The sequence below is a fragment of the Duganella caerulea genome, from assembly GCF_040362985.1.
GTDB lineage: Bacteria > Pseudomonadota > Gammaproteobacteria > Burkholderiales > Burkholderiaceae_D > Rugamonas > Rugamonas vulcania.
In genome coordinates this window covers 274,646-295,409 of record NZ_BPWJ01000006.1, presented here as the reverse complement: position 1 = coordinate 295,409, position 20,764 = coordinate 274,646, and the positions used below count along the sequence as shown (strand labels likewise).

General features: G+C 61.3%; 15 protein-coding genes and 1 pseudogene. 8 read left to right on the top strand and 8 right to left on the bottom strand.

Annotated features, from left to right (window positions below; all coding sequences use genetic code 11):
- Positions 1 to 5 precede the first annotated feature (5 nt).
- From ACUJB0_RS20080 to ACUJB0_RS20060, 5 genes are all read right to left on the bottom strand, one after another.
- On the bottom strand, positions 6 to 1,955 hold the full coding sequence (locus ACUJB0_RS20080) for a branched-chain amino acid ABC transporter ATP-binding protein/permease (RefSeq protein ID WP_444846760.1): 1,950 nt from the start codon (positions 1,953 to 1,955) through the stop codon (positions 6 to 8).
- A gap of 3 nt (positions 1,956 to 1,958) precedes the next feature.
- On the bottom strand, positions 1,959 to 2,849 hold the full coding sequence (locus ACUJB0_RS20075; protein ID WP_161083738.1) for a branched-chain amino acid ABC transporter permease: 891 nt from the start codon (positions 2,847 to 2,849) through the stop codon (positions 1,959 to 1,961).
- 78 nt (positions 2,850 to 2,927) lie between these two features.
- On the bottom strand, positions 2,928 to 4,085 hold the full coding sequence (locus ACUJB0_RS20070) for an ABC transporter substrate-binding protein (RefSeq protein ID WP_444846759.1): 1,158 nt from the start codon (positions 4,083 to 4,085) through the stop codon (positions 2,928 to 2,930).
- Positions 4,086 to 4,282: 197 nt separating this feature from the next.
- The gene (locus ACUJB0_RS20065; RefSeq protein WP_444846758.1) at positions 4,283 to 4,807 is read right to left on the bottom strand and encodes a tetratricopeptide repeat protein; all 525 of its coding nucleotides are present in this window, start codon (positions 4,805 to 4,807) and stop codon (positions 4,283 to 4,285) included.
- An 11-nt stretch (positions 4,808 to 4,818) separates the two neighbouring features.
- Entirely contained in the window at positions 4,819 to 6,834 is a 2,016-nt protein-coding gene (locus ACUJB0_RS20060) for a bifunctional 2',3'-cyclic-nucleotide 2'-phosphodiesterase/3'-nucleotidase (RefSeq protein WP_444846757.1), read from the bottom strand.
- Positions 6,835 to 8,173: 1,339 nt separating this feature from the next.
- On the opposite strand from ACUJB0_RS20060, the gene ltrA reads away from it, so the two are divergent.
- From ltrA to lysS, 4 genes are all read left to right on the top strand, one after another.
- Complete coding sequence (ltrA, locus tag ACUJB0_RS20055; protein ID WP_444846756.1) at positions 8,174 to 9,874, top strand: group II intron reverse transcriptase/maturase; 1,701 nt, start codon at positions 8,174 to 8,176, stop codon at positions 9,872 to 9,874.
- Between the two features lie 119 nt (positions 9,875 to 9,993).
- Positions 9,994 to 11,098 (top strand): peptide chain release factor 2 gene (prfB, locus tag ACUJB0_RS20050; protein WP_161091163.1). Its coding sequence is split into 2 segments (ribosomal slippage): positions 9,994 to 10,074 and positions 10,076 to 11,098, totalling 1,104 coding nucleotides; the frame shifts between segments, so codons are not numbered across the junction.
- Positions 11,098 to 11,778, top strand: coding sequence for an HAD family hydrolase (locus ACUJB0_RS20045; RefSeq protein WP_444846755.1), 681 nt, complete (start codon positions 11,098 to 11,100; stop codon positions 11,776 to 11,778). The genes prfB and ACUJB0_RS20045 overlap by 1 nt, the downstream gene beginning before the upstream one ends.
- Positions 11,779 to 11,804: 26 nt before the next feature.
- Positions 11,805 to 13,334 carry a lysine--tRNA ligase gene (lysS, locus tag ACUJB0_RS20040; RefSeq protein ID WP_444846754.1) on the top strand — a complete coding sequence of 510 codons (1,530 nt, stop codon included), beginning with the start codon at positions 11,805 to 11,807 and terminating at the stop codon, positions 13,332 to 13,334.
- Between the two features lie 51 nt (positions 13,335 to 13,385).
- Here the strand turns inward: lysS and ACUJB0_RS20035 are convergent, their stop codons facing one another.
- Entirely contained in the window at positions 13,386 to 14,789 is a 1,404-nt protein-coding gene (locus tag ACUJB0_RS20035) for a hypothetical protein (protein ID WP_444846753.1), read from the bottom strand.
- Between the two features lie 189 nt (positions 14,790 to 14,978).
- On the opposite strand from ACUJB0_RS20035, the pseudogene ACUJB0_RS20030 reads away from it, so the two are divergent.
- Together ACUJB0_RS20030 and ACUJB0_RS20025 are read left to right on the top strand one after the other, a co-directional pair.
- A pseudogene (locus ACUJB0_RS20030) lies at positions 14,979 to 15,167 on the top strand (type II toxin-antitoxin system RelE/ParE family toxin); the annotation flags it as partial.
- Positions 15,151 to 15,453, top strand: a complete 303-nt coding sequence (locus tag ACUJB0_RS20025) for a helix-turn-helix domain-containing protein (protein ID WP_444846752.1) — start codon at positions 15,151 to 15,153, stop codon at positions 15,451 to 15,453. The pseudogene ACUJB0_RS20030 and the gene ACUJB0_RS20025, both read left to right, overlap by 17 nt.
- Before the next feature lie 102 nt (positions 15,454 to 15,555).
- Here the strand turns inward: ACUJB0_RS20025 and ACUJB0_RS20020 are convergent, their stop codons facing one another.
- Entirely contained in the window at positions 15,556 to 17,868 is a 2,313-nt protein-coding gene (locus ACUJB0_RS20020) for a dockerin (RefSeq protein ID WP_444846751.1), read from the bottom strand.
- A 322-nt stretch (positions 17,869 to 18,190) separates the two neighbouring features.
- Here ACUJB0_RS20020 and ACUJB0_RS20015 point away from each other — a divergent pair, with 322 nt between their 5' ends.
- Positions 18,191 to 18,508: a cupin domain-containing protein gene (locus ACUJB0_RS20015; RefSeq protein WP_444846750.1), complete on the top strand. Its 318-nt coding sequence runs from the start codon at positions 18,191 to 18,193 to the stop codon at positions 18,506 to 18,508.
- A 5-nt stretch (positions 18,509 to 18,513) separates the two neighbouring features.
- A complete protein-coding gene (locus ACUJB0_RS20010) occupies positions 18,514 to 19,113 on the top strand; it encodes a TetR/AcrR family transcriptional regulator (RefSeq protein WP_444846749.1) in 600 nt (199 codons plus the stop codon).
- On the opposite strand, the gene ACUJB0_RS20005 is transcribed toward ACUJB0_RS20010, so the two are convergent.
- On the bottom strand, positions 19,110 to 20,762 hold the full coding sequence (locus tag ACUJB0_RS20005; protein WP_444846748.1) for a methyl-accepting chemotaxis protein: 1,653 nt from the start codon (positions 20,760 to 20,762) through the stop codon (positions 19,110 to 19,112). The two genes, ACUJB0_RS20010 and ACUJB0_RS20005, sit on opposite strands and share 4 nt — an antisense overlap.
- Positions 20,763 to 20,764: the final 2 nt, after the last annotated feature.

Genomic DNA, 20,764 nt, shown 5'->3' with positions numbered 1-20,764 from the left:
CCTCTTTAATGCGCCGCTGGCGCTTTGGTGCCGCCGTGTTCTTCGCCGCTGCCGCCCAGGTAGGCCTCGATCACCTTCGGATCGCTTTGCACCGCGGCCGGTTTGCCTTCGGCGATCTTCTGGCCGAAGTCCAGCACCGTCACGGTATCGGACAAGGCCATCACCACGTCCATGTGGTGCTCGATCAGGATGATGGTGATGCCGTGGTCGCGGATCTTGCGGATGATCGCCATCAGCTCCTTGATGTCCGGCGCGGTCAGGCCGGCCGCCGGTTCGTCCAGCAGCAGCAGGCGCGGACTGAGACCCAGCGCGCGGCCTATCTCCAGCAGGCGCTGTTTGCCGTACGGGAGATTGCGCGCCTCCTCGTTGGCCATCGCCGTCAGGCCGACGAACTCCAGGATGCTGGCGGCACGCTCGCGCGCGGCACGTTCCTCGCGCTTGTAGCGTGGCGTCTGCAGCATCACGTCGAGCACATTCGATTCGAAGGTGTTGTGCAGGCCGACCAGCACGTTCTCGGTCGCCGTCATCTCGCCGAACAACTGCACGTTCTGGAAGGTGCGCGCCACGCCGCCCAGCGCGATCTGGGACGGCGTGCTGCCGGAGATCAGCGCGCCGGCGAACGACACCTTGCCGGCGGTGGGCTTGTAGATCCCGGTCAGCACATTCATCATGGTGCTCTTGCCGGAACCGTTAGGGCCGATCAAGCCATGCACCGATCCCTGCACCACGTTCAGGTCGACCTGGTTGAGCGCCTTCAGGCCGCCGAACTGCATCAGGATGCGGTCGACGCTGAGCAGCGTCTCGCCGGCCGCGCCGCCCTTGGCGCGCGCGAACGGCTCGGCGCCGCTGGCCTGCACCGCCTGGGCGTGCACGGCGCCCCGCCCCATCAGGCTTTGCAGGAAACCGACGATGCCGTCCTGCAGATAGTAGACCACGAACAGCGTCATCAAACCGAAGATGGTCAGGCGCCAGTCGACGATGTTTTCCAGCTTGTAGGAATACGCGGCCATGCCGATGGTGGCGACCAGCGGCACCATCACGCCGCGCACGGTGGCGCGCCTTTTGTACAGCATCAGCGCCGCGCCGATCACGCCCAGCACGGCGGCCGCCACGGCGATCTGGCGGAACAGCTCAATATCGGCCAGCAGGCTGGGAAGCATCACCACGATCATCGCGCCGATCAGCGAACCGGAACGGGTCTTGCGGCCGCCCATGATCACCGCCAGCAGGAACAGGATGGTCAGCTCGAAGTTGTAGGTGTTCGGCGAGATGTACTCCTCCGAATACGCATACAGGCTGCCGGCCAGGCCCGCGAAGCCGGCGCTGATGATGAAGGCATACACCTTGTAGCGGTACACCGATACGCCCATGCAGTCGGAGGCGATCGGGCTGTCGCGCAGCGCCTCGAAGGCGCGGCCCAGGTTCGATTTCAATATGCGGTGCACCACGATCAGCGACACCACCATCAACGCCGCCACCATGTAGTAGTAGCTTACCTCGCCGAGCTTCTGGCCGATGATGGTGGGCTTGGCGATCTTGATGCCCATCGGGCCTTCGGTGAGGAAGGTCATCTCGTTGATCAGGATCTGGATGATGGTGCCAAAGGCCAGCGTGACCATCGCCAGATACGGCCCGGTGACCCGCAGCGCCGGCAGCGCGAGGATGGCGCCGAACACTGCGGCGCCGGCCACGCTGGCCGGAATGGCGATCCAGAACGGCGCACCGAGCTTGAACACCATCACGCCGGTGGCGTAGGAGCCGATACCGAACAAGCCGGCGTGGCCCAGCGACACCTGCCCGGTGTAGCCGACCACGATGTCCAAGCCGAACAGCAGGATGGCGTAGATCAGGATCGTCTCGAACAGATGGATGTAGTACGGATTGGGGATCAGCACCGGATACAGCACCAGCACCGCCAGGCCCACGATGCTCGCCGCGAGGAGTTTCTTGTTCATGTCTCAGACCTTTTTGATGGCGGCTTTGCCGAACAGGCCGGACGGCTTGATCGCCAGTACCAGCAGGAGCAGCAGCAATCCCGGTACTTCCTTGTAGCCGGTCGAAACGTAGTAGCCGGTGGTGGTCTCGGCGATGCCCAGTATCAGGCCGCCGACGATGGCGCCGACGCCGGAGGTCAGCCCGCCGATGATCGCCACCGCAAATGCCTTCAGCCCGAGCGAGGCGCCCATGGTGGCGCCGGTGAGCGTCAACGGCGCCACCAGCACGCCGGCAAACGCCGCCGTCGCCGACGACAGCGCGTACGAGAAGGTGATCACCATGCGGGTGTTAATGCCCATCAGGCCCGCCGCGTCGCGGTCGTTGGCGGTGGCCACCACCGCCTTGCCGTAGATCGATTTGCGGTTGAAGATCTCCACCGCCGCCATGATCGCCAGCGCGCCGACGATCACCGCCACCTGCATCGGTTGCACGTTCGCGCCCAGCACCTGGAACGGCGCGGAGCTCAATGGCGACGGGAAGGTCAGGTCGTCCTTGCCCCAGATATTCTCTGCCACGTTCTTGAAGATGATGGCCAGCGCGATGGTCGACATGATCCAGCCAAACTCCGACTTGATCTTGATCGCCGGCCGCACGCCTATCCATTCGACGAACATGCCTTGCAGCGCGCCGAACACGATCACCAGGGGAATCATCAACAGGTAGCCCATGTAAGGCCCGCCGTGGATGGTGCCGACCAGGCTAAGCCCGACCAGTGCGCCCAGCATCAGCGACTCCCCCTGGCCGAAGTTGAGCGTGCCGGAGGTGGCGAAGGTGAGCTGATAGCCGAAGGCGATGACGGCGTAGATCATGCCGAGAGCGATGCCGCTGAATGCCAGTTGCAGGAAGATTTCCATGATAACCACCACTTTAGGACGACAAGAAAAAGGCCAGGCTTGAATCCTCAAGACTGGCCAGTACGAAGACCTGCGAGCTTACTTGGCCAGCACTACTTTGCCATCTTTGACTTCGCCGAACACGGTGATGTCGGCGGTGATCGCTTCGTGATTGTCTTTGCTGAACGGCTTGTTGTAGGTGGTGACGACGCCGTCGATCTTCTCGTTCAGGTTCTCCAGCGCGGCCTTGACTTTAGGTCCGTCGGTGGAACCGGCCTGCTTGATGGCCGCGGCCAGCAGGTAGATCGAGTCGTAGCCCTGCGCCGCCGACACCGGCGACGGCATGCGGTCGCCAGGCGGATGGTAGGCCTTGACGTAGGCGTCGATGAAGGCCTTTCGTTTCGGCGTGTTCGGGTCCTGGATGAAGGTCTGCGGCATGCGCGTGCCGTTGCCGTTCTTGCCGGCGTTGTCGATGAAGTTAGCCATCGACAGCGTCCAGCTGCCGATCAGCGGCACTTTCCAGCCCAGCTTCTCCATGCCGTTGGCGATCTGCGCCAGCTCCGGGCCGATACCGTAGGTCAGCACCACTTCAGCGCCGGCCTGCTTGGCCTTGAGCAGCTGGGCCGTCATGTCGACGTCCTTCAGGTTGTATTTTTCGATGGCGACGGCGCTCATCTTCTTCAGGGCCAGCGCCTTCTCCAGGTCCTCGCGGCCAAGCTGGCCGTAGTTGGTGGAGTCGGCCAGGATGGCGACCTTCTTGAACTTGCGGTGGTCGACCGCTTCCTGCACGATCATGTGCGACTGGATGGTGTCGTTGGCGGAGTTGCGGAAGATGTAGTTCTCAGGCTGGTCCGCGAACTGGCGGGTGACGATAGAGCCGGTGGCGACGTTGTTCATGACCGGGATCTTGGCCTCCTGGTAGAAGCGCTGCGAAGCCAGGGCCACGCCGGTGTTGATGTAGCCGACGGTGGCCGCGACCTTTTCCTTGTTGATCAATTCCTGGGCGATCTGCACGCCACGCTCGTTCTTGGCTTCGTCGTCGCGCTCGACCAGCTGGATCTGGCGGCCCAGCAGGCCACCCTTGGCGTTGATCTCCGCCACGGCCAGCTTGACGCCGTCGCGCATGGACACGCCCATCGGCGCCGAACCACCGGTGAAAGGACCGGCCACGCCGATCTTGATGGGGTCAGCCGCCATCGAGGAAGCCGAGAAACCGAGTGCCATGCCTGCAACGAGCAATTTCAACTTGAAATTCATCTGTGATCTCCTGTTTACAACGTTCTTATAGTAGTCGCTTACGTGGGAAATTCGGCCGGATGGGCTCCCCATCGATGGGCCATTGTAGGGTAGTAGATCGGTAGCGGCAACAGATAGATGTGCGGCATCGCAGCAAGCCGCAGAAGGGCCGCCGCGTGTAAGCAAGCAGTAAGGAAGGCGTGCGCCGAAGGCCCGGACTACATGCCGGAGGTACGTTGCGCCAGGGCGCGATTGGCGAAGCGCATCTGCGTTTCGGACAGCGCCTCGTTGCGGTCGAAGCCCATGGAGCCGTCGCGCAGGCCGATGGCCATCGCCATCACCGCTTCAGGATACTCCAGATCCGCGGCTTTTTCTATCAGGTGGCGTGCGGCCTGCTCGTCGCGCTTGACGCCGTCGCCGCTCAGGTACAGGTTCGCCAGCGCGAACATCGCGGCCGGCATCTGGCGGTCGGCCGCGAACTTCAACCAGCGGGCCGCGGCCTTGGCGTCGCGCGCGACCGCCATGCCGTTCCGGTACATCATGCCCAGATAGTAGGCGGCCAGCGGATCGCCGGCCTTGGCGGCGGCGCTGAAGATCGAAAACGCTTTCGGCAGGTTGGCGGGCACGCCCGAGCCGCCGCGCAGGTACAGGCGCGCCTCGTCGACCGGCCCGGCCGCGGCGTAGCCTGCGACACTTGCCGCCGCCAGCAGCAAACACGCCAGCGCTTTTCGCCCCTGCTTCATGCGTCCTCCGTTCATATGGACAAATCGATGGCGTACAGGGCCAGTCCCTTGCCGCCGCCATCGTCCGTTTTAAGCTGTGTGACGGCCTTCAGGCCAGCCTCCCTCGCCAGTTCCACCATGTTGGGGGCGGAGTGAAACACCACCGCGCCCTTGGTCGCCACCGGCGCGAAACGCCAGCTGCGCGTGGAACCGTTGCGGGCGCGGGTCACGTTCTTCTGCTGCTGGATGTAGGCGATCAGCACATCGCGGCTGGCGTCCGGCGATGCCAGCACGGTCTTGCTGCCATCCAGTCCCGGGAAGGCGCCGCCACCGCTGGCGCGGTAGTTGTTCGTCGCGACCAGGAACTCCTGCGCCGGCGACAGCGCCGCGCCCTTGTACCGCAAGGCCGTGATGCGCTGGCCGGCGGGTTTGGTCACGTCGATCTGGTAGCTGATGTCGGCGTCGCTCAGCATGTCGAAGTTGAAGCCGGGGACCGCGGTGTTGACCAGTTCCTGCTGCGCGCCGCTGGCCGGGTCGATGCGGTTGAAGCGTTCCGCCGCCTTTTCCAGCCAGGCCTTCAGGCCGGCGCCATCCACCTTCACCACGTGCAGCGCGTTCGGGTACAGGTACAGGTCGGCCACGTTGTTGAGCGCCAGGCCGCCCGGCTTGACGTCGGTGTAGTCGCCCGCTCCGGCGGCGCCGGCCTTGAACGGCGACGCCATCGACAGCACCGGCAGCGCCGCGTACTGCGGCAGGTTGGCCTTGACGTAGTTTTGCACGTAGGCGGTCTGCGCCTGGTTCACCACTTCGATGGCGCTGGTGTCGCCGACATCGGCGAAATAGGTCGTCATGCGGAAGTCGCTGCTGCCGACCGGCGTTTTCACGTAGCCGATGGTGGCCTCGTGCTCGGCCGCCACCATCGGCGCGATGGCCGGATCGGCGGCGACGTAGCTGCCGTCGGCGTTGCGCGTCGAGCGCACTTCGACCGTGGTGCGGCTCTTGTCCACCACCCATGCCTTGCCGTCGTACTTCAGGCGCAGGCCGATCACGCCCAGGTGCTTGCCCCACAGATTGGCCATCACAGCGGGCACGCCGTGGACAGTGCCTTTGGCCTTGTCCACGTCCGGCAGGCCGAATTCCGGCACCTTGCTGGCAGCGTCCGGGAACGGCTGGTGCGAGTGGCCGATCATCATCGCGTCCACGCCCGGCACCTGCGCCAGATAGTAGTTGGCGTTCTCCATCTCCGGCGAATACGGCGCGCCATCGAGGCCGCCGTGCGAGATGGCCACCACCAGGTCCGCGCCCTGCGCGCGCATCTGCGGGATGTACTTGAGCGCCGTCTCGCGCACGCCCTCGGCGTAGACCTTACCTTCCAGCCAGTGCTTATCCCACGACATGACCACCGTCGGCGCGAAGCCGATGATGCCGACCTTGATCGTCGCCGTCACTGGCTTGCCATCGGGGCCGGTGGCGCTGATTCGGCGCGTGAGGATGCGGTATGGCTCGAACAGCGGCTGCCTGGTCTTCGCGCTGTAGATATTCGCCAGCACAATGGGGAAGTTTGGCCCGGCGCAGCGCGGCGCATTGGCCGGCACGCCGTCCACGTCGAAATGGCTGGCGGTGACCTGGTTCAGGTAGGCCAGGCCGTAATTGAATTCGTGGTTGCCGATGCCGCCGCCGTCCACACCCAGCGCGTTCATGGCCTTGTAGATGGCCAGCGGTTGCCCGCACGGCACCGGTGCGACCAGCGCCTGGTAGTCGGCCAAGGCCGTGCCCTGGATGGCGTCGCCGTTATCGAGCAGCAGGTTATTGGGGAATTCGGCGCGCGCCTGCTTGATCAGCGTCGCGGTGCGTTCCAGGCCTATCGACGGATCGGCCTTCAGCTTGTAGTAGTCGTAACTGAGCACGGTCGCGTGCAGGTCGGTGGTTTCCAGCAGCGCCAGCGTGGCCTGTGCGCCCACAGGCGTGGTCTCGCCGTGCGGCAGGCCGGCACAGCCAAGCAACAAGGTGGGCAACGCGAGTGTGAGGCGGCGAACTGCTGAATGCATGAGGGAAATAGCTAAAGTTGCAACTTTTTGGCAACGGACCGATGCGCAACATCATACGCACCCGATTTCCTTGCATCAAGCAACTTAAGGCAGAGAGGCCATAATTTTATGTCATGTGTGGCAAAAATGTCAGCTTTTTGCATCATGGCGGGCGGGCGATGAGGCGCCCGCCCCTGCCCCGGCGTCGCGCTGCCCATTTAGCTGCGAGGGAACGGCCCGGCTAGGGTATAATCGAAGGTTTGGTGCGACATCGTGTCGCGTTCAGAGCATGCTAGGACTCTAGAAACATTCCCAGCCCTTGAAACGTCGCGCAAATGCGTGATATGTCCCTGATTTATCAGGGATTTTAAAGACGGGAACTTCTGTCAAAAACGGAAGCTCTTTGTTGAACACGATTCTTTAGGAATCCATGCAGAAATTCTCCAATTGCAAGTGTCTTTGCAGTTAGGAACGGATTTTGCCGATTCCTGTCTTACGAGACTTAAATCGTGTTCAGAGGCATGCAAAAGTAGGCATTTTCACATCTGCTTACAATTTCTTTATAGCCAGCCTCCTTTCAAGGATAGGTTGCGACGTCTACTTGTCGCAATCTTAGACTCAGAGCGCAAAGCTCTGTGATGCCTTGTTGTGCTCCATTCAATCCCGACGTTACGATTGGATGCCGCCACAACCGAGTGTACGACCATTCGTCACCTACTCAAGCATGCGTCGCCAGCAATGACGGGGTGTGAAGCCTTGAGGAAAATGTACCCCCAGTTTTACTTGGCACTGGATTTGCGCGAGCAAGTCGGCGGACACTGCCAGCAGCAAGGCGGTCGAGGGGCTAGGTGAATGCCGCATGGGCAACGTAAGTGAATTGTCGCTTGAATCCTCGTAACGATTGAAAGGCCCAAGCTGCTGTTGGCCTTAACCAAAATGGTGTGTGGTTGGTTATCCCTTTCAAACTTGGGGATACGTCGTCATAAAACCATCGGGGAATAGACAGGCCCTAACCGGTTAGTCGCGACGCAATCGCTGGTCGCGTCGGCATTGCAGGGAACGTGGTAAGTCCGATTTTCCGCCATCGCCTCCGGAGTCCGGAAGATGGCAGGCGACCCGCGAGGGGAGCTGTCGGAGGAGCGGATAGAGGATGATGGAGAAAGCGAACGCCGGACTGTAATGGCCCGGATAGGGATTCAAGATTTGTCCCAGTCCGAAAGGACGCCCACTTCCATCTGGTGTAATAGTCGTTCAACGACTGCATAAACTTTAGTAGTCATTTTCAACCGCCCCGAAGGGTCGCTGTTTTCCCTTCGGGGCGAATCGCGTCCTCGGCGGGCACCACTACCCGAGGCTCAGCATGAGAGTAACTGATCATCAGATCGGTTCTGCGTCCTCGCACGCCCCATTGGAATGGTCGGCCATCAACTGGCGACTGGTCCAACAGAACGTGAGAGCCATGCAGATTCGATTAACGAAGGCAACGCAGGAAGGCAACTGGCGCAAGGTGAAAGCCTTACAACGGTGGCTGACCCGCTCGTTTTGCGCGAAGGCGCTGGCAGTTAAACGAGTGACCGAAAATCAAGGCAAGCGGACGGCGGGAGTCGACCGCGAACTTTGGGAAACACCGCAGCAGAAGTTTGCTGCGGTTGCGCGGTTGAAGACGCGCGGTTATCGGCCCCGTGCATTACGCAGGGTCTATATTCCAAAATCGAACGGGAAGATGCGCCCGCTGGGCATCCCCTGCATGATCGACCGTGCCCAGCAGGCGCTGCATTTGCTGGGACTCGATCCGGTCTTGGAATCGGTGAGCGATCCAAATTCATACGGATTCAGGAAAAACCGCTCAACGGCCGATGCGATGTCGCAGATATTTGTCAGACTGTCCCAGAAAGCTTCGGCTCAATGGGTATTGGATGCCGATATCGAAGGCTTCTTCGACAACATCAATCACGACTGGATGCTTGGCCATGTCCGGATGGACAGGTCGGTCCTTCGGAAGTGGTTGAAGTGCGGGGTTGTGGACCGCGCGCATATGCTTGCAACGACGGCAGGAACGCCACAGGGAGGCATCATTTCCCCTGCGGCGGCGAACTGGACGCTGAATGGACTGGAAACTGGACTCATCAAACACCTCGGTGCGAAATGGGGCCCGGCCAAGGTTCAGAAGCTCAAAGTCGGTGTTATCAGGTACGCGGACGACTTTGTTATTACGGGTGCTTCAAAAGAGCTCCTTGAAAACGAGGTAAGGCCATGGGTAGAGGCATTCCTTGCGGAACGGGGATTGCGACTCGCCCTGGCCAAAACCAAAGTCGTGCACATTGACGAGGGCTTTGACTTCCTCGGGTGGAATTTCCGAAAATACTCCGGAACCCTGCTCATCAAGCCGAGTAAGAAGAACGTGAAGACGTTCTATGAAAAGCTGAGGACGGTCATCGGCAGCAGCGTCAGTGAAAAGCAGGAGGATTTGATCACCCTGCTCAATCCGATGCTGCGGGGCTGGGCGCAATATCACAGCCCGGTCGTCGCCAAGGAGACGTTTTCGCGCATCGACACGCTGTTGTACTGGCGGTTGGTGCGCTGGGCCAAACGCAGGCATCCAAACAAGAGCACGGAGTGGATTCGCTGGAAATATTGGCGATCAATCGGTGACCGGGCTTGGGTGTTTGCCGCAGGAGTAAGCAGAAAAGATGGCAGTCGCGGCTGGATGGAACTGTACTCTTTATCAAGTACGCCCATTGAACGCCACAAGAAAATTAAGGGCGCTTATCACCCTTATGACCCAAATTGGGAGATGTACGGGGAGCTTCTTCAGCAGGAACGCATGCTCAATAAGATGCGGTACCGCACTGAATGGGTTAAACTATACATTTCCCAACGAGGTATGTGCGCGCTATGCGGTTGCGCGATGGATATGGACACAGGATGGCATGACCACCACATAGTACACCGTGTGGACGGCGGCTCCGATGTTCTTGGAAATCGCGTTCTATTGCATCCAAACTGCCATACCCAGGTTCACAGCCTGAAGTTGAAAGTTGTGAAACCGGCCTCTGAATAGAGGCTTTTATTATGCTTGAGCCGTGTGCGGTGAAAGTCGCATGCACGGTTCTTAGGGGGGAGAGAGTCCGGTAACGGGTCTCTCCTACCCTACATTTCAGCCTTAGAAAAGAAGAAAACATGGAAGCCGAACGCATCAACTCCCTCTCCGCCCTGCTCGCCGATCTGACCTCGCGCGAAGCCGAACTTCGGAGGTATCTTTGACTTCGATAAAAAGTCAGAGAAACTCGAACAAGTAAACGAAGAACTGGAAGACCCGACGGTCTGGAACGACCCGAAAAAGGCCCAGGATCTCGGCAAGGAAAAGAAATCGCTCGAAGCCATCGTCTTCGCGCTGACCAAGGCCGACACCGACCTCAAAGACATGGGCGACCTGTTCGCCATGGCCAAGGAGGAAGGCGACGACGACACGCTTGAAGCGCTGATCGTCGATGCCGAGGAAGTCCGCAAGGTCATCGAAGGCATGGAGTTCCGCCGGATGTTCAACAATCCGATGGATCCGAACAACTGCTTCATCGACATCCAGGCCGGTGCCGGCGGCACCGAGGCCCAGGACTGGGCGTCCATGCTGCTGCGCCAGTACCTGCGCTACGCGGAACGCAAGGGCTTCAAGGTCGAGGTCATGGAACAATCCGACGGCGAGGTGGCCGGCATCAAGACCGCCACCATCAAGGTCGAAGGCGACTACGCCTACGGCTACCTGCGCACTGAAACCGGCGTTCACCGCCTGGTGCGCAAGTCGCCGTTCGACTCGGCCAACGGCCGCCACACCTCGTTCACGTCGCTGTTCGTGTACCCGGAGGTGGATGACTCGATCGACATCGAGATCAACCCCGCCGACCTGCGTATCGATACCTACCGCGCGTCCGGCGCCGGTGGTCAGCACATTAACAAGACCGACTCCGCGGTGCGCCTGACGCACGGCCCGTCCGGCATCGTGGTCCAGTGCCAGAACGACCGCTCGCAGCACCGCAACAAGGCCGAGGCGATGGAAATGCTGAAGGCGAAGCTGTACGAGCTGGAACTGCGCAAGCGCATGAGCGAGCAGCAGAAGCTGGAAGACTCCAAGACCGACGTCGGCTGGGGCCACCAGATCCGCTCCTATGTGCTGGACCAGTCCCGCATCAAGGACTTGCGCACCAACTTCGAGACCGGTAACACCAAGGGCGTGCTGGACGGCGACCTGGATGACTTCATCTCGGCATCGCTGAAGCAAGGCGTCTAATGAGCTCCTCGAATTCGCAGCGCGCGTTCATCTTCGACATGGACGGCACCATCGTCGACAACATGGCCTTCCACACCAAATCGTGGCTGGCCTTCTTCGCCCGTCGCGGCCATGACCTCGACGCCGATGAATTCTTCCGCGCCACCGCCGGCCGCCAAGGCCATGAAATCATGAGCACCTACCTGGGCAAGCCGATGTCCAAGGAAGAAAGCGCAGCGCTCGACTTCGAGAAGGAATCGCTGTACCGCGAGCTGTACGCGCCGCACCTGGCGGCGGTCGACGGCTTCGAAGCCTTCATCGCCCGCGCCAAAAGCGCCGGCGTCAAGCTGGCCGTGGCCACCGCCGCGCCGACCGAGAACATCGACTTCACGCTCGATGGCCTGGACCTGCGCAAGCAGTTCGACGCCATCGCCGGCGCAGCAGATGTCGCGCGCGGCAAGCCGGAGCCGGATGTGTTCCTGCTGGCGGCGGAGCGCAGCGGCGCCCTGCCCGCCCACAGCATCGTGTTCGAAGACGCGCCGCTGGGCGTGGAAGCGGCGCGCCGCGCCGGCATGCGCGCGGTGGTGCTGACCACCACCCTGCCGGCCGAAGCCTTCGCCGAATTCGACAACGTCATCGCCGTGGTGCGCGACTTCAGCGAGCTGGATGTCGAAGAGCTCTTCGCCGCCGCCATTAACTAATCATCACCTCAACAAAAGAACAGACCATGACTACGGATCTTCAAGAACAAGCAGCAGCGCCGGACGAAAACAAGATCATCGCCGAGCGCCGCGCCAAGCTGGCCGCCATCCGCGAACAAGGCGTCGCCTTCCCGAACGACTTCAAGCCACAACACAAAGCCGCCGACCTGCACGCGCAGTACGGCGCGAAGTCGCGCGAAGAGCTGGAAGCCGAACCGGTCACCGTGGTGCTGGCCGGCCGCATGATGCTCAAGCGTGAAGCCGGCAAGAAGGCCGCCTTCGCCACGCTGCAGGATTCGTCCGGCCCTAAAGCCGACGGCCGCATCCAGATCTACGCCACGCTGGACCTGACCGGCGAAGCCGCGATGGCCGCGCTGCACCACTACGACCTGGGCGACATCCTGGGCGTGGTCGGCACGCTGTTCAAGACCAAGACCGATGAACTGACCATCAAGGTATCGGAACTGCGCCTGATCACCAAGTCGCTGCGTCCACTGCCTGACAAATTCCACGGCCTGGCCGACCAGGAAACCAAGTACCGCCAGCGTTACGTGGACCTGATCATGAACGAAGAGACGCGCCGCACCTTCAAGGCGCGCACCGCCGCGATCTCGTCGATGCGCCGCTTCATGGAAAAGAACGACTTCATGGAAGTGGAAACGCCGATGCTGCACGCCATCCCTGGCGGCGCCGCGGCCAAGCCTTTCATCACTCATCACAACGCGCTGGACATGCAGATGTTCCTGCGTATCGCGCCTGAGCTGTACCTGAAGCGCCTGGTGGTCGGCGGCTTCGACCGCGTGTTCGAGATCAACCGCAACTTCCGCAATGAAGGCGTGTCGGTCCGCCACAATCCTGAATTCACGATGATGGAGTTCTACGCGGCCTACACCGATTACCACTGGCTGATGGACTTCACCGAAGCGATCATCCGCCAGGCCGCGATCGACGCGCACGGCACCGCAACGCTGACTTACGGTGGCCGCGAGCTGGATCTGGCCAAGCCGTTCCATCGCCTGACCATCGTCGAAGCGATCAACAAGTACGCGCCTGGCTACACGCCGGAGCAGTTGACCGACGTTGAGTTCATCAAGAAAGAACTGCTGAAGTTCGGCGTCAAGCCGTTCGCCACGGCCGGCCTGGGCGCGCTGCAACTGGCGCTGTTCGAAGAAACCGCCGAGGCGCAACTGTGGGAACCGACCTACATCATCGACTACCCGGTTGAAGTGTCCCCGCTGGCCCGTGCTTCGGACACCCGCGAAGGCATCACCGAGCGCTTCGAGCTGTTCATGGTCGGCCGCGAAATCGCCAACGGCTTCTCCGAGTTGAACGACGCGGAAGACCAGTCGGCACGCTTCCTGTCGCAAGTGGCGGCCAAGGACGCGGGCGATGAAGAGGCGATGTTCTACGACGCCGACTACATCCGCGCGCTGGAATACGGCATGCCGCCGGCCGGCGGTTGCGGCATCGGCATCGACCGCCTGATGATGATCATCACCGACTCGCCGAACATCCGCGACGTGCTGCTGTTCCCGCACCTGCGCCGCGAAGAGTAAGCAAGCAAAAAGGCCGCTCAACCGAGCGGCCTTTTTTTTCTGCCGTTGTCCCTAGTGCGGGAGCTTGCCACGATAGGCCGTCCGCATGACCGTGCCGCCCTCTTTCGTCGTGAGCAGCGAGACCAGCATGTCCGGCAGGATGAACACGGTGGCTTGCCCACGGGCCGCGTCGATGACGAGATCTCTCAGCCGGTAGTTGGTGGAGGGGCCGATGTTCAGCTTTGACTTGATCATGTCATCGCAATCCAGCCACCATTGTTTATGGGTGCACTGGTCCGATCGCACGTACGGTATCCTGCGGCTCTCCAGCCGCTTTGCATATTCGGCCATCACCTGTTCCGGGGGCGAGTCGGAATACAAGGCATAGCCGCTGTAGATTCCAGACGAGGTTTCATACGCGAGCAGCTTGACGTTTGCGCCAAAGGCCTGCGTGGGAACCGAAGGCGCATAGACCATCGGCTGCGCAGGGTCATAGGGAATCGCCTTCACCACTTCGTCCCTGCTGGCCTGGTGCCAGTTGGCCAGGCAGTGGGCGTCGGCCGCTGTGAAGCAACTGCGGTAGCCGGTCCGCTCGCTGAGAAAAATCTCTTCCGCCGGATTGGCGGCCGGAGGCGCCACCGGCGCCAACGGCTCGGCTGCCCACTTGCCGTTGCTGTCCCGCTGCCATTTGTAAGTGGCGTTGAACCAGGTCCGGACACGATCGTATGGGTTGACATCGGATTCGGGCCGGGGCGCTAGTTCAACGCGCGGAATCGGAATGGGATCGCGCCGTTCGCCATTCTCATCGACGACCATCACGAACGACGGCGCATCCATGTCGTCAACATAGGCGAACGATTTCTCGTCGGGCGATATCGCTGCGAGCTGGTTGGCGGCCAGGCGCTTGAGCAGGTCGACCGGCTGCGGCAGAATACTGACCTTCATGGGAAAGACGCTGAGCAGGAATCCCGGCGTCATCGCGCGCGGGAAGTACCTGACGCCCTGACGCAAAGGATAGCCAAAATTGAAGCCCTGTGTGGCCACACGATGGGTATCATCCCGTCCCGGGGGCCCCTGCTCTATGCGTTCGACCACAGGTTTGCCGTCCACCTCATGAATCAGGAGGTCCCGCCAGTAGTCCTCGTAGACTTCGGCGAAAAAGGCTGGCGTATCCAACTCCGACCAAGGCTCGAGTTGGCGCGCATCCTTGATGACAATTTTGTCGCGATAAATCAGGCGCTCGGATATCACCTGTCCGGAAGTCATATAACTTCCGCCACCCAGATACCTGACGGTTAGCTTGGTGAACTCCCCGTGCGGGACGGCCTTGATGACATCCTCGTCGTCGAAAAGGGTTTTTGCGTATTTCCCCTCAGGCTTGTAGTGCATCGTGCTAAAACAACCGGTGAGCAGGGACGCTGCCAGCATCGCCGAGCCAAGCAATTTAACTAGTCGGGCTCCAGTCATTTTTGTCATGGCGCGTAGATAACCACAGTTCCGGCCATAAAATCGTGCGGCGCGCGCCGGCGTTTATTGGTCAACATAATGATCGTCTCTCCCCAGGTCCGTCCGGCGGAAAACCGAACGCATAGTTATTAAAGGTCACGTAGTCTAGCGGATCAAAGCCAATTGAAATGCACGGATTGTCACGCCAGAGCGCCCGGCGCCCGAGCAGGCAGCCGCTACGTGTTTCTGCATGGGTTCTCCAAGGGCGACAAGGCAAACATCACGCAGGACGAAAAGAAGGCGCTGCAATTCGCCGGCAAGGTGTTCCTGGAACTGTCCACCCTGGCTTTGTTGAAGGCGTTGCAGTCGGGTGTGTTATTGGAGGTGCATTGTGAGCAAGATCATTGAATCCCTGCGTGGCGACCTGGCTACGCTCCTCGAAGCGGGCGCGATCAGCAAGGTGACGATGCGCGAGTTCCACGCGATCTGCCCGCCACCAGTGCGGGCGTTCAGCGCTGCCGACATCAAACGCCTGCGCGAAGCCTTGAAGTTCAGTCAGCCGGTATTCGCGCTTCATCTGCACACGTCGGCATCAACCGTCCGTAAATGGGAACAAGGTGACACCCATCCCACCGGCCCTGCCCTCAAGCTGCTCAACATCATCGCCGACAAAGGCCTGCAGGCCATCATCTGACGACGACGGCGGCGCGGCAAACCGGCCAGGCTCGGTAAAAAAAACGGAGGCGCGCGGCCTCCGTTGTGCTCACGTCAGGGACGTGCGGCTTGGTTGCTGCACTTAGTTGCTATATTGCAGACCACGCGCAACACCATTGACGTAGATGCGGCCATACGTGTTCCAGTCACCCACCACCACCGCGTTGCCGCCAAACTGGTGCGCATCATCGTTGAAGCGCGACCACGTTGCGCCACCATCGTCGGAGCGGAAGATGCCCCACTGGCCGTTGATCGTGCCCTCCACATAGACCGCGGCCGAGTAAGACGCGCCGCTTTGCGCCTTGCCCAGCGTGATATTGGTGGCGCCCAGCTTGCCGTTGGAGGTCGCAAAGGCGGTGAGCTTGGTCCAGCTCGCACCCGAGTCCAGCGAGTGGTAGACCGCATTGCCATCGGCCACCCAGATGTCGCCCTCGGCGTTCGGGTTCACCGCCATCGACGTGTCGCCCCAGGCATTCCAGGCCATGTTCGCGTTCACCGACCCCTGGCTCAGCGTGAACGTGTGGCCGCCGTTGGTTGAGACATAGATCTTGCCAGGCTGCCAGCTCCACGGTGCGCCGCCCGAGTCGAAGGCATAGACCTTGTTCGGGTTCTTGCGGTCCACGGCCAGGCGATACGCGCGGAAGAAGCCATTCCAGGTGGCGGTGAACGCCGGCAGGTTGGTTTGCGTCCAGCTCGCGCCATTGTTGGTGGTGTACGACGGCACCGCGTCCTGCGGCGCCCAGACCAGGTTGTTGCGGGCCGTGACGGCCAGGCTTTGCACCTGGCTTCCGCTGGTCGAGCCGCCGGCCGGCATCGACGAGAACTGCGACCAGCTATTGCCGGAGTCGCCGGACCAGAAGGCCTTGATGACGGCACCGTTGGCGTTGTCGACACCGGTGACGGCGATGTAGGATGGATCGGCCCACGCGATGTCGACCGCATTGCCGCTGCTCCATCCGGGCATGGGCGCCCGCGTCGGCCGCGTCGCGAGGTCCGTGATCACCCACGCGCCGATGTCGCCGGCGGCGTTGATCAGCTTGTACTGCGCGCCGGCCGGAGGGGCGACGGCGAACAGCGTGGCGGTCTCTTCCAGGTTGTTGACCTTGGGGCTCCAGGTCGGCGTGGCCGAGGAAGCGTTCGTGGTTTCGCAGATGCCGCCGCCGTGGACGTGCATGATGTGATCGCGGTTGGCCGGATCGATGGTGACGCTCTCGATCCACCCGCGGCAGCTGTCGGAGGTATGCGGCATGTTGGCCTCGACTTCGCGCCAGGTGCTGCCGCCGTCATCGGACATTTGAATTTGCTTGCTGCTGTCGCTCCAGCCGGTCATGCCCACCGCGATGCGGGCGCTCGAGCCGGTGCCGGAGACGGACAGGCCGGCCATCCCCATGCTGGTGGAGCTTGTGAGCTGGGTCCAGCCGCTGCCGTTGCTGGCGCCGAACTTGTAGAGATAGCTGGGGCCACTGCCGCCCTGAACCTGCGGAGCGGTCGGGCGGAACGTCATGTAGAAGTTGCCGTCGGACGTTTTCACGACGTGCGGGATGTCGTAATTGCTCACGTTGGACGGGACCGCGACCGGCGCCCAGCTGGCGCCGCCATTGGTGGAGCGGTACAGCGTCGACGTCAGGCCCGCCGCCTGGGCGTAGTCGGCAGCGACGGTGGCCCAGATGATCCACGTCGGCTGTCCGGTCCCCTTGAACGGGGTGTCGAAGACGATTTGTTCGACGCCGATCGGGGTTCCCCCGCCGGTCATCGTGGTGCTCGAGAAGCTCGTGACCTGGTTCCACGTGTGGCCCGAGTCCGTGCTCTTCCAGATACCGGCCTTGCGCGAGCCGAACATCAACGTCGATGGATTCTGCGGATCGACCGCCAGGCGTTCGCCGTAGCCCCGGGCGTTATCGTTGCCGCCCACCGCGAACGGCAGCTCGTAGTACGTCCAGCTGTTGCCGCGGTCGCCCGAAATGTAAATGCGGCCGTGGGTATCCTGATTCACGGTATCGCCGGTCATCATATACACCAGCTGGTCGTTGTTCGGGTCGAGGGCGATGCTCTCCACGCCGTGATAGCGGCCTTCGCCGGCGCCGAAACCCAGGCCATCGGTGATCGGTGTCCAGGTCGAGTTGCTGGCGTTCCAGCGGTAGGCACCGCCGACGTCGGTGCGCGCGTACAGCAGGCTCGCATTGACCGGGTGATAGATCGTGCCGGTGACATAGCCGCCGCCGCCCCACTTCACGCTGGTCCAACTGGAAGCCGCCGCGCCGGCGAGAGCTTCGCTGGTCACGGTGCCGGCGAGGGTGCGGGCCGGTGCGTCGGCGCTGGTTCCGGTATTGCCGCCACAGCCGGCCAGCAGGCCCGCCAGCAGGGCCGGGATGATGAACTTGTTGTTTTGCCTCATGGGTATCTCCTCCATATAGATTGCCAAGGTTCTTTTTGTTTACTTCGAACTGCTCAGGCAGTGTGCGGATATGGGGGAGTGGCCGCAATTCACAAAACCATCAAACGACTGAATAAAATTTCACATTTCAAGATGTTGGCAGGTTATCATTCAGGCATCACGAAATTGCATGAATGAAAATTTGGTTGCGAGAAGTAAAACGTCTATTTCCCCAGAGCCTCTACGCGCGGGCGGACGGCCGTCGACCGTCTTGAATCATGCTTGACTCCCTAACGAACGTTAGTTAGAGTGGCGACCTCTACTTACAAATAGGAGTTGGCGCATGATTCTGGCTCAACAAGCTCAACGCGACTGGTGCGACTCCGGGATCGCCGGCGTGCAAACCTGCTCGACCTGGAGCGGCAACGACGGCGACGGCGGCTACCTGGCCAAATTCCAGGCTGGCGCGCGGTTTCCGAAACACGCTCACGATGGATGGGAGCAGATCCTCGTCATATCGGGCGCCATCCGCTTTAACGATGTCGAGATGCGCGCTGGCGACGTGCTGCAGGTTCAGGGATGCGATGAACATGAAGCCTGCGCATTGGAGGAAACGCTGCTGTTCGTCGCCCACCGCGGCGGCATCGCCATTCTGGAATAAACCCCATGGTGCCAACGAAGAAAAACAATCCGCCATTGACGCGGGAAACCATACTCGGGGCAGCGATCCGCCTATTCCAGCGGCGCGGATTCAACGGCCTGGGTATGCGCCAGATCGCAGAGCACCTGCAAATAAAGGCACCCAGCCTCTATCACCATTTCGCTTCAAAGGAAGATTTGACCAGGCACGCGCTGCGGCAGTATCGGGAGGAACAAGCCACGCGGCTGCTCGCCATCGAGGACGGCGAAGACCTGGCCGAGCAGCTTCGGATGTATGCGGGCCTGTTTGCCGAGATGCTGCACGACGGGAATCGCCTGTGCATGTACGTGACGATGGTGCGCGAGCCGTCTTTTCAGGAGCAAGCCTGCGTCGACGAGCTGCAGCTGTTCGCCAAACAAAACATCGACTGGCTTGAGAAGATTCTGCACGCAAAAAAAGGCGGCGCGCGCTTGCCGGCGGGCGTACGAGAACGCGAGCTGGCGGAAATCATCTTCGCGTCTTTCGAGGGCTTCATGACGGTTTCCCTTGCCGATAAAACGCCATCCGCGACGTTTCGGAAAAAAGCCGCCAATCTCCTGAAGATCGTGATCAGCTCGGCCGCTTAATGCGCCACCCGCTTCAGCGGACCGGCGACCGATGCGGTAACCTGCCGGGGCATCGGGGCACGATGGCCTGCCGCCTCAAGCTTCACAACAACCGCCGTGTGCGCGCCATCCAGCTTGAACACCCCCACGACGTGCGACAGGTTGTTGGCTTGATCCTGCAGCGCCCCCGCCGCCGCGGCGGCTTCTTCGACCAGCGCGGCGTTCTGCTGCGTGACCTCATCCATCTGCACGATCGCCTGGTTGATTTGCTCGATGCCCAGGGTTTGCTCTTGTCCAGCGGTCGTAATCTCCGACATGATTTCGGTCACCCGCTTGACGCTTTCCACTATTTCGTCCATCGTCGCCCCGGCCTGGCCCACCAGCCTGGCGCCGATATCGACCTTGTCGACCGAGTCGTCAATCAGCGTCTTGATTTCCTTGGCGGCGGCGGCCGAGCGTTGCGCCAGGTTGCGCACCTCGGAGGCCACCACAGCAAAGCCCCTGCCCTGTTCTCCGGCGCGGGCCGCTTCAACCGCGGCATTCAAGGCCAGGATATTGGTCTGGAACGCAATACCATCGACCACGCTGATGATATCGACGATCTTCCGGGAAGACGCGTTGATTGAACTCATGGTGTCAACCACCTGCGCCACCACGCCGCCGCCTTTGACGGCCACTTCGGAAGCGGACACCGCCAGTTGATTGGCTTGCCGGGCATTGTCTGCGTTCTGCTTAACGATAGACGTCAGCTCTTCCATTGACGACGCTGTCTGTTCCAGCGAACTGGCTTGTCCTTCGGTGCGCGCCGACAGATCGAGATTGCCGGCCGCGATCTGCGCCGAAGCAGTGGCGATCGTGTCGGTGCCGATGCGAACCTCACCCACAATTTTTCTCAGGCTGTCGTTCATAATCTTCAGCGCCTGTAACAATTGGCCGATTTCGTCAGTCGATGTAATGTCGATGCGACTGGTCAAATCGCCCGCCGCCACGGTCTCCGCCACCTTTACCGCCTCACGGATCGGACGGGTGATCGAGCGGGTGATGCCATACGCAAAAGCCACGCCGATCAGCACCGCCGCCAGGCCCAGGCCAACCATCAGATTCCGGGAAGACGCAATGTTCTGCTTGATGTCGGCTCCGCTGGCTTCAACGATCTTTTTCTGCTGCCTAGTCAATTCCTTGACGCTGCCCTGCAGCTGGTCGAGCATTGGTAGCGTTTCCGCGATCATCAAGCTTGTAGCCTGCTCGCGCTGATCCTCGGCCACCAACTTGCCGACCTTGCCGAAAGAGACCACATATTGCGCGCGTTGCTCTTTGATTTTTGCCAGCAGGGCCCGGCCTTCCGGCAGATAGACCAGCTTGTCGAGCGTCGCCAGCGCTTCGGTGATGGTCTTCTTGTTGACCTCGATCTGTTCGCGCACCTTGTCCGCATAGGCCTTATCAGGCGCGATCAGCAATTCCATCGAGCGGCGCGCGTTGGCCCGCGTCGTGGCGTCGATGACGTTGGCCGCCTCCGCCTTGATCCAGTCCTTCTCGATCATTTTGCCGCTCGTTTCGCCGATGTCCGCCAAGTGCATGAGGCTGACCACAATCAGCGACGCCATCAGCGCCAGCACCAGCCCGAAACCTGCGCCGAGACGGCCGGCGATCCTTATATTCGCGAAACTCATTT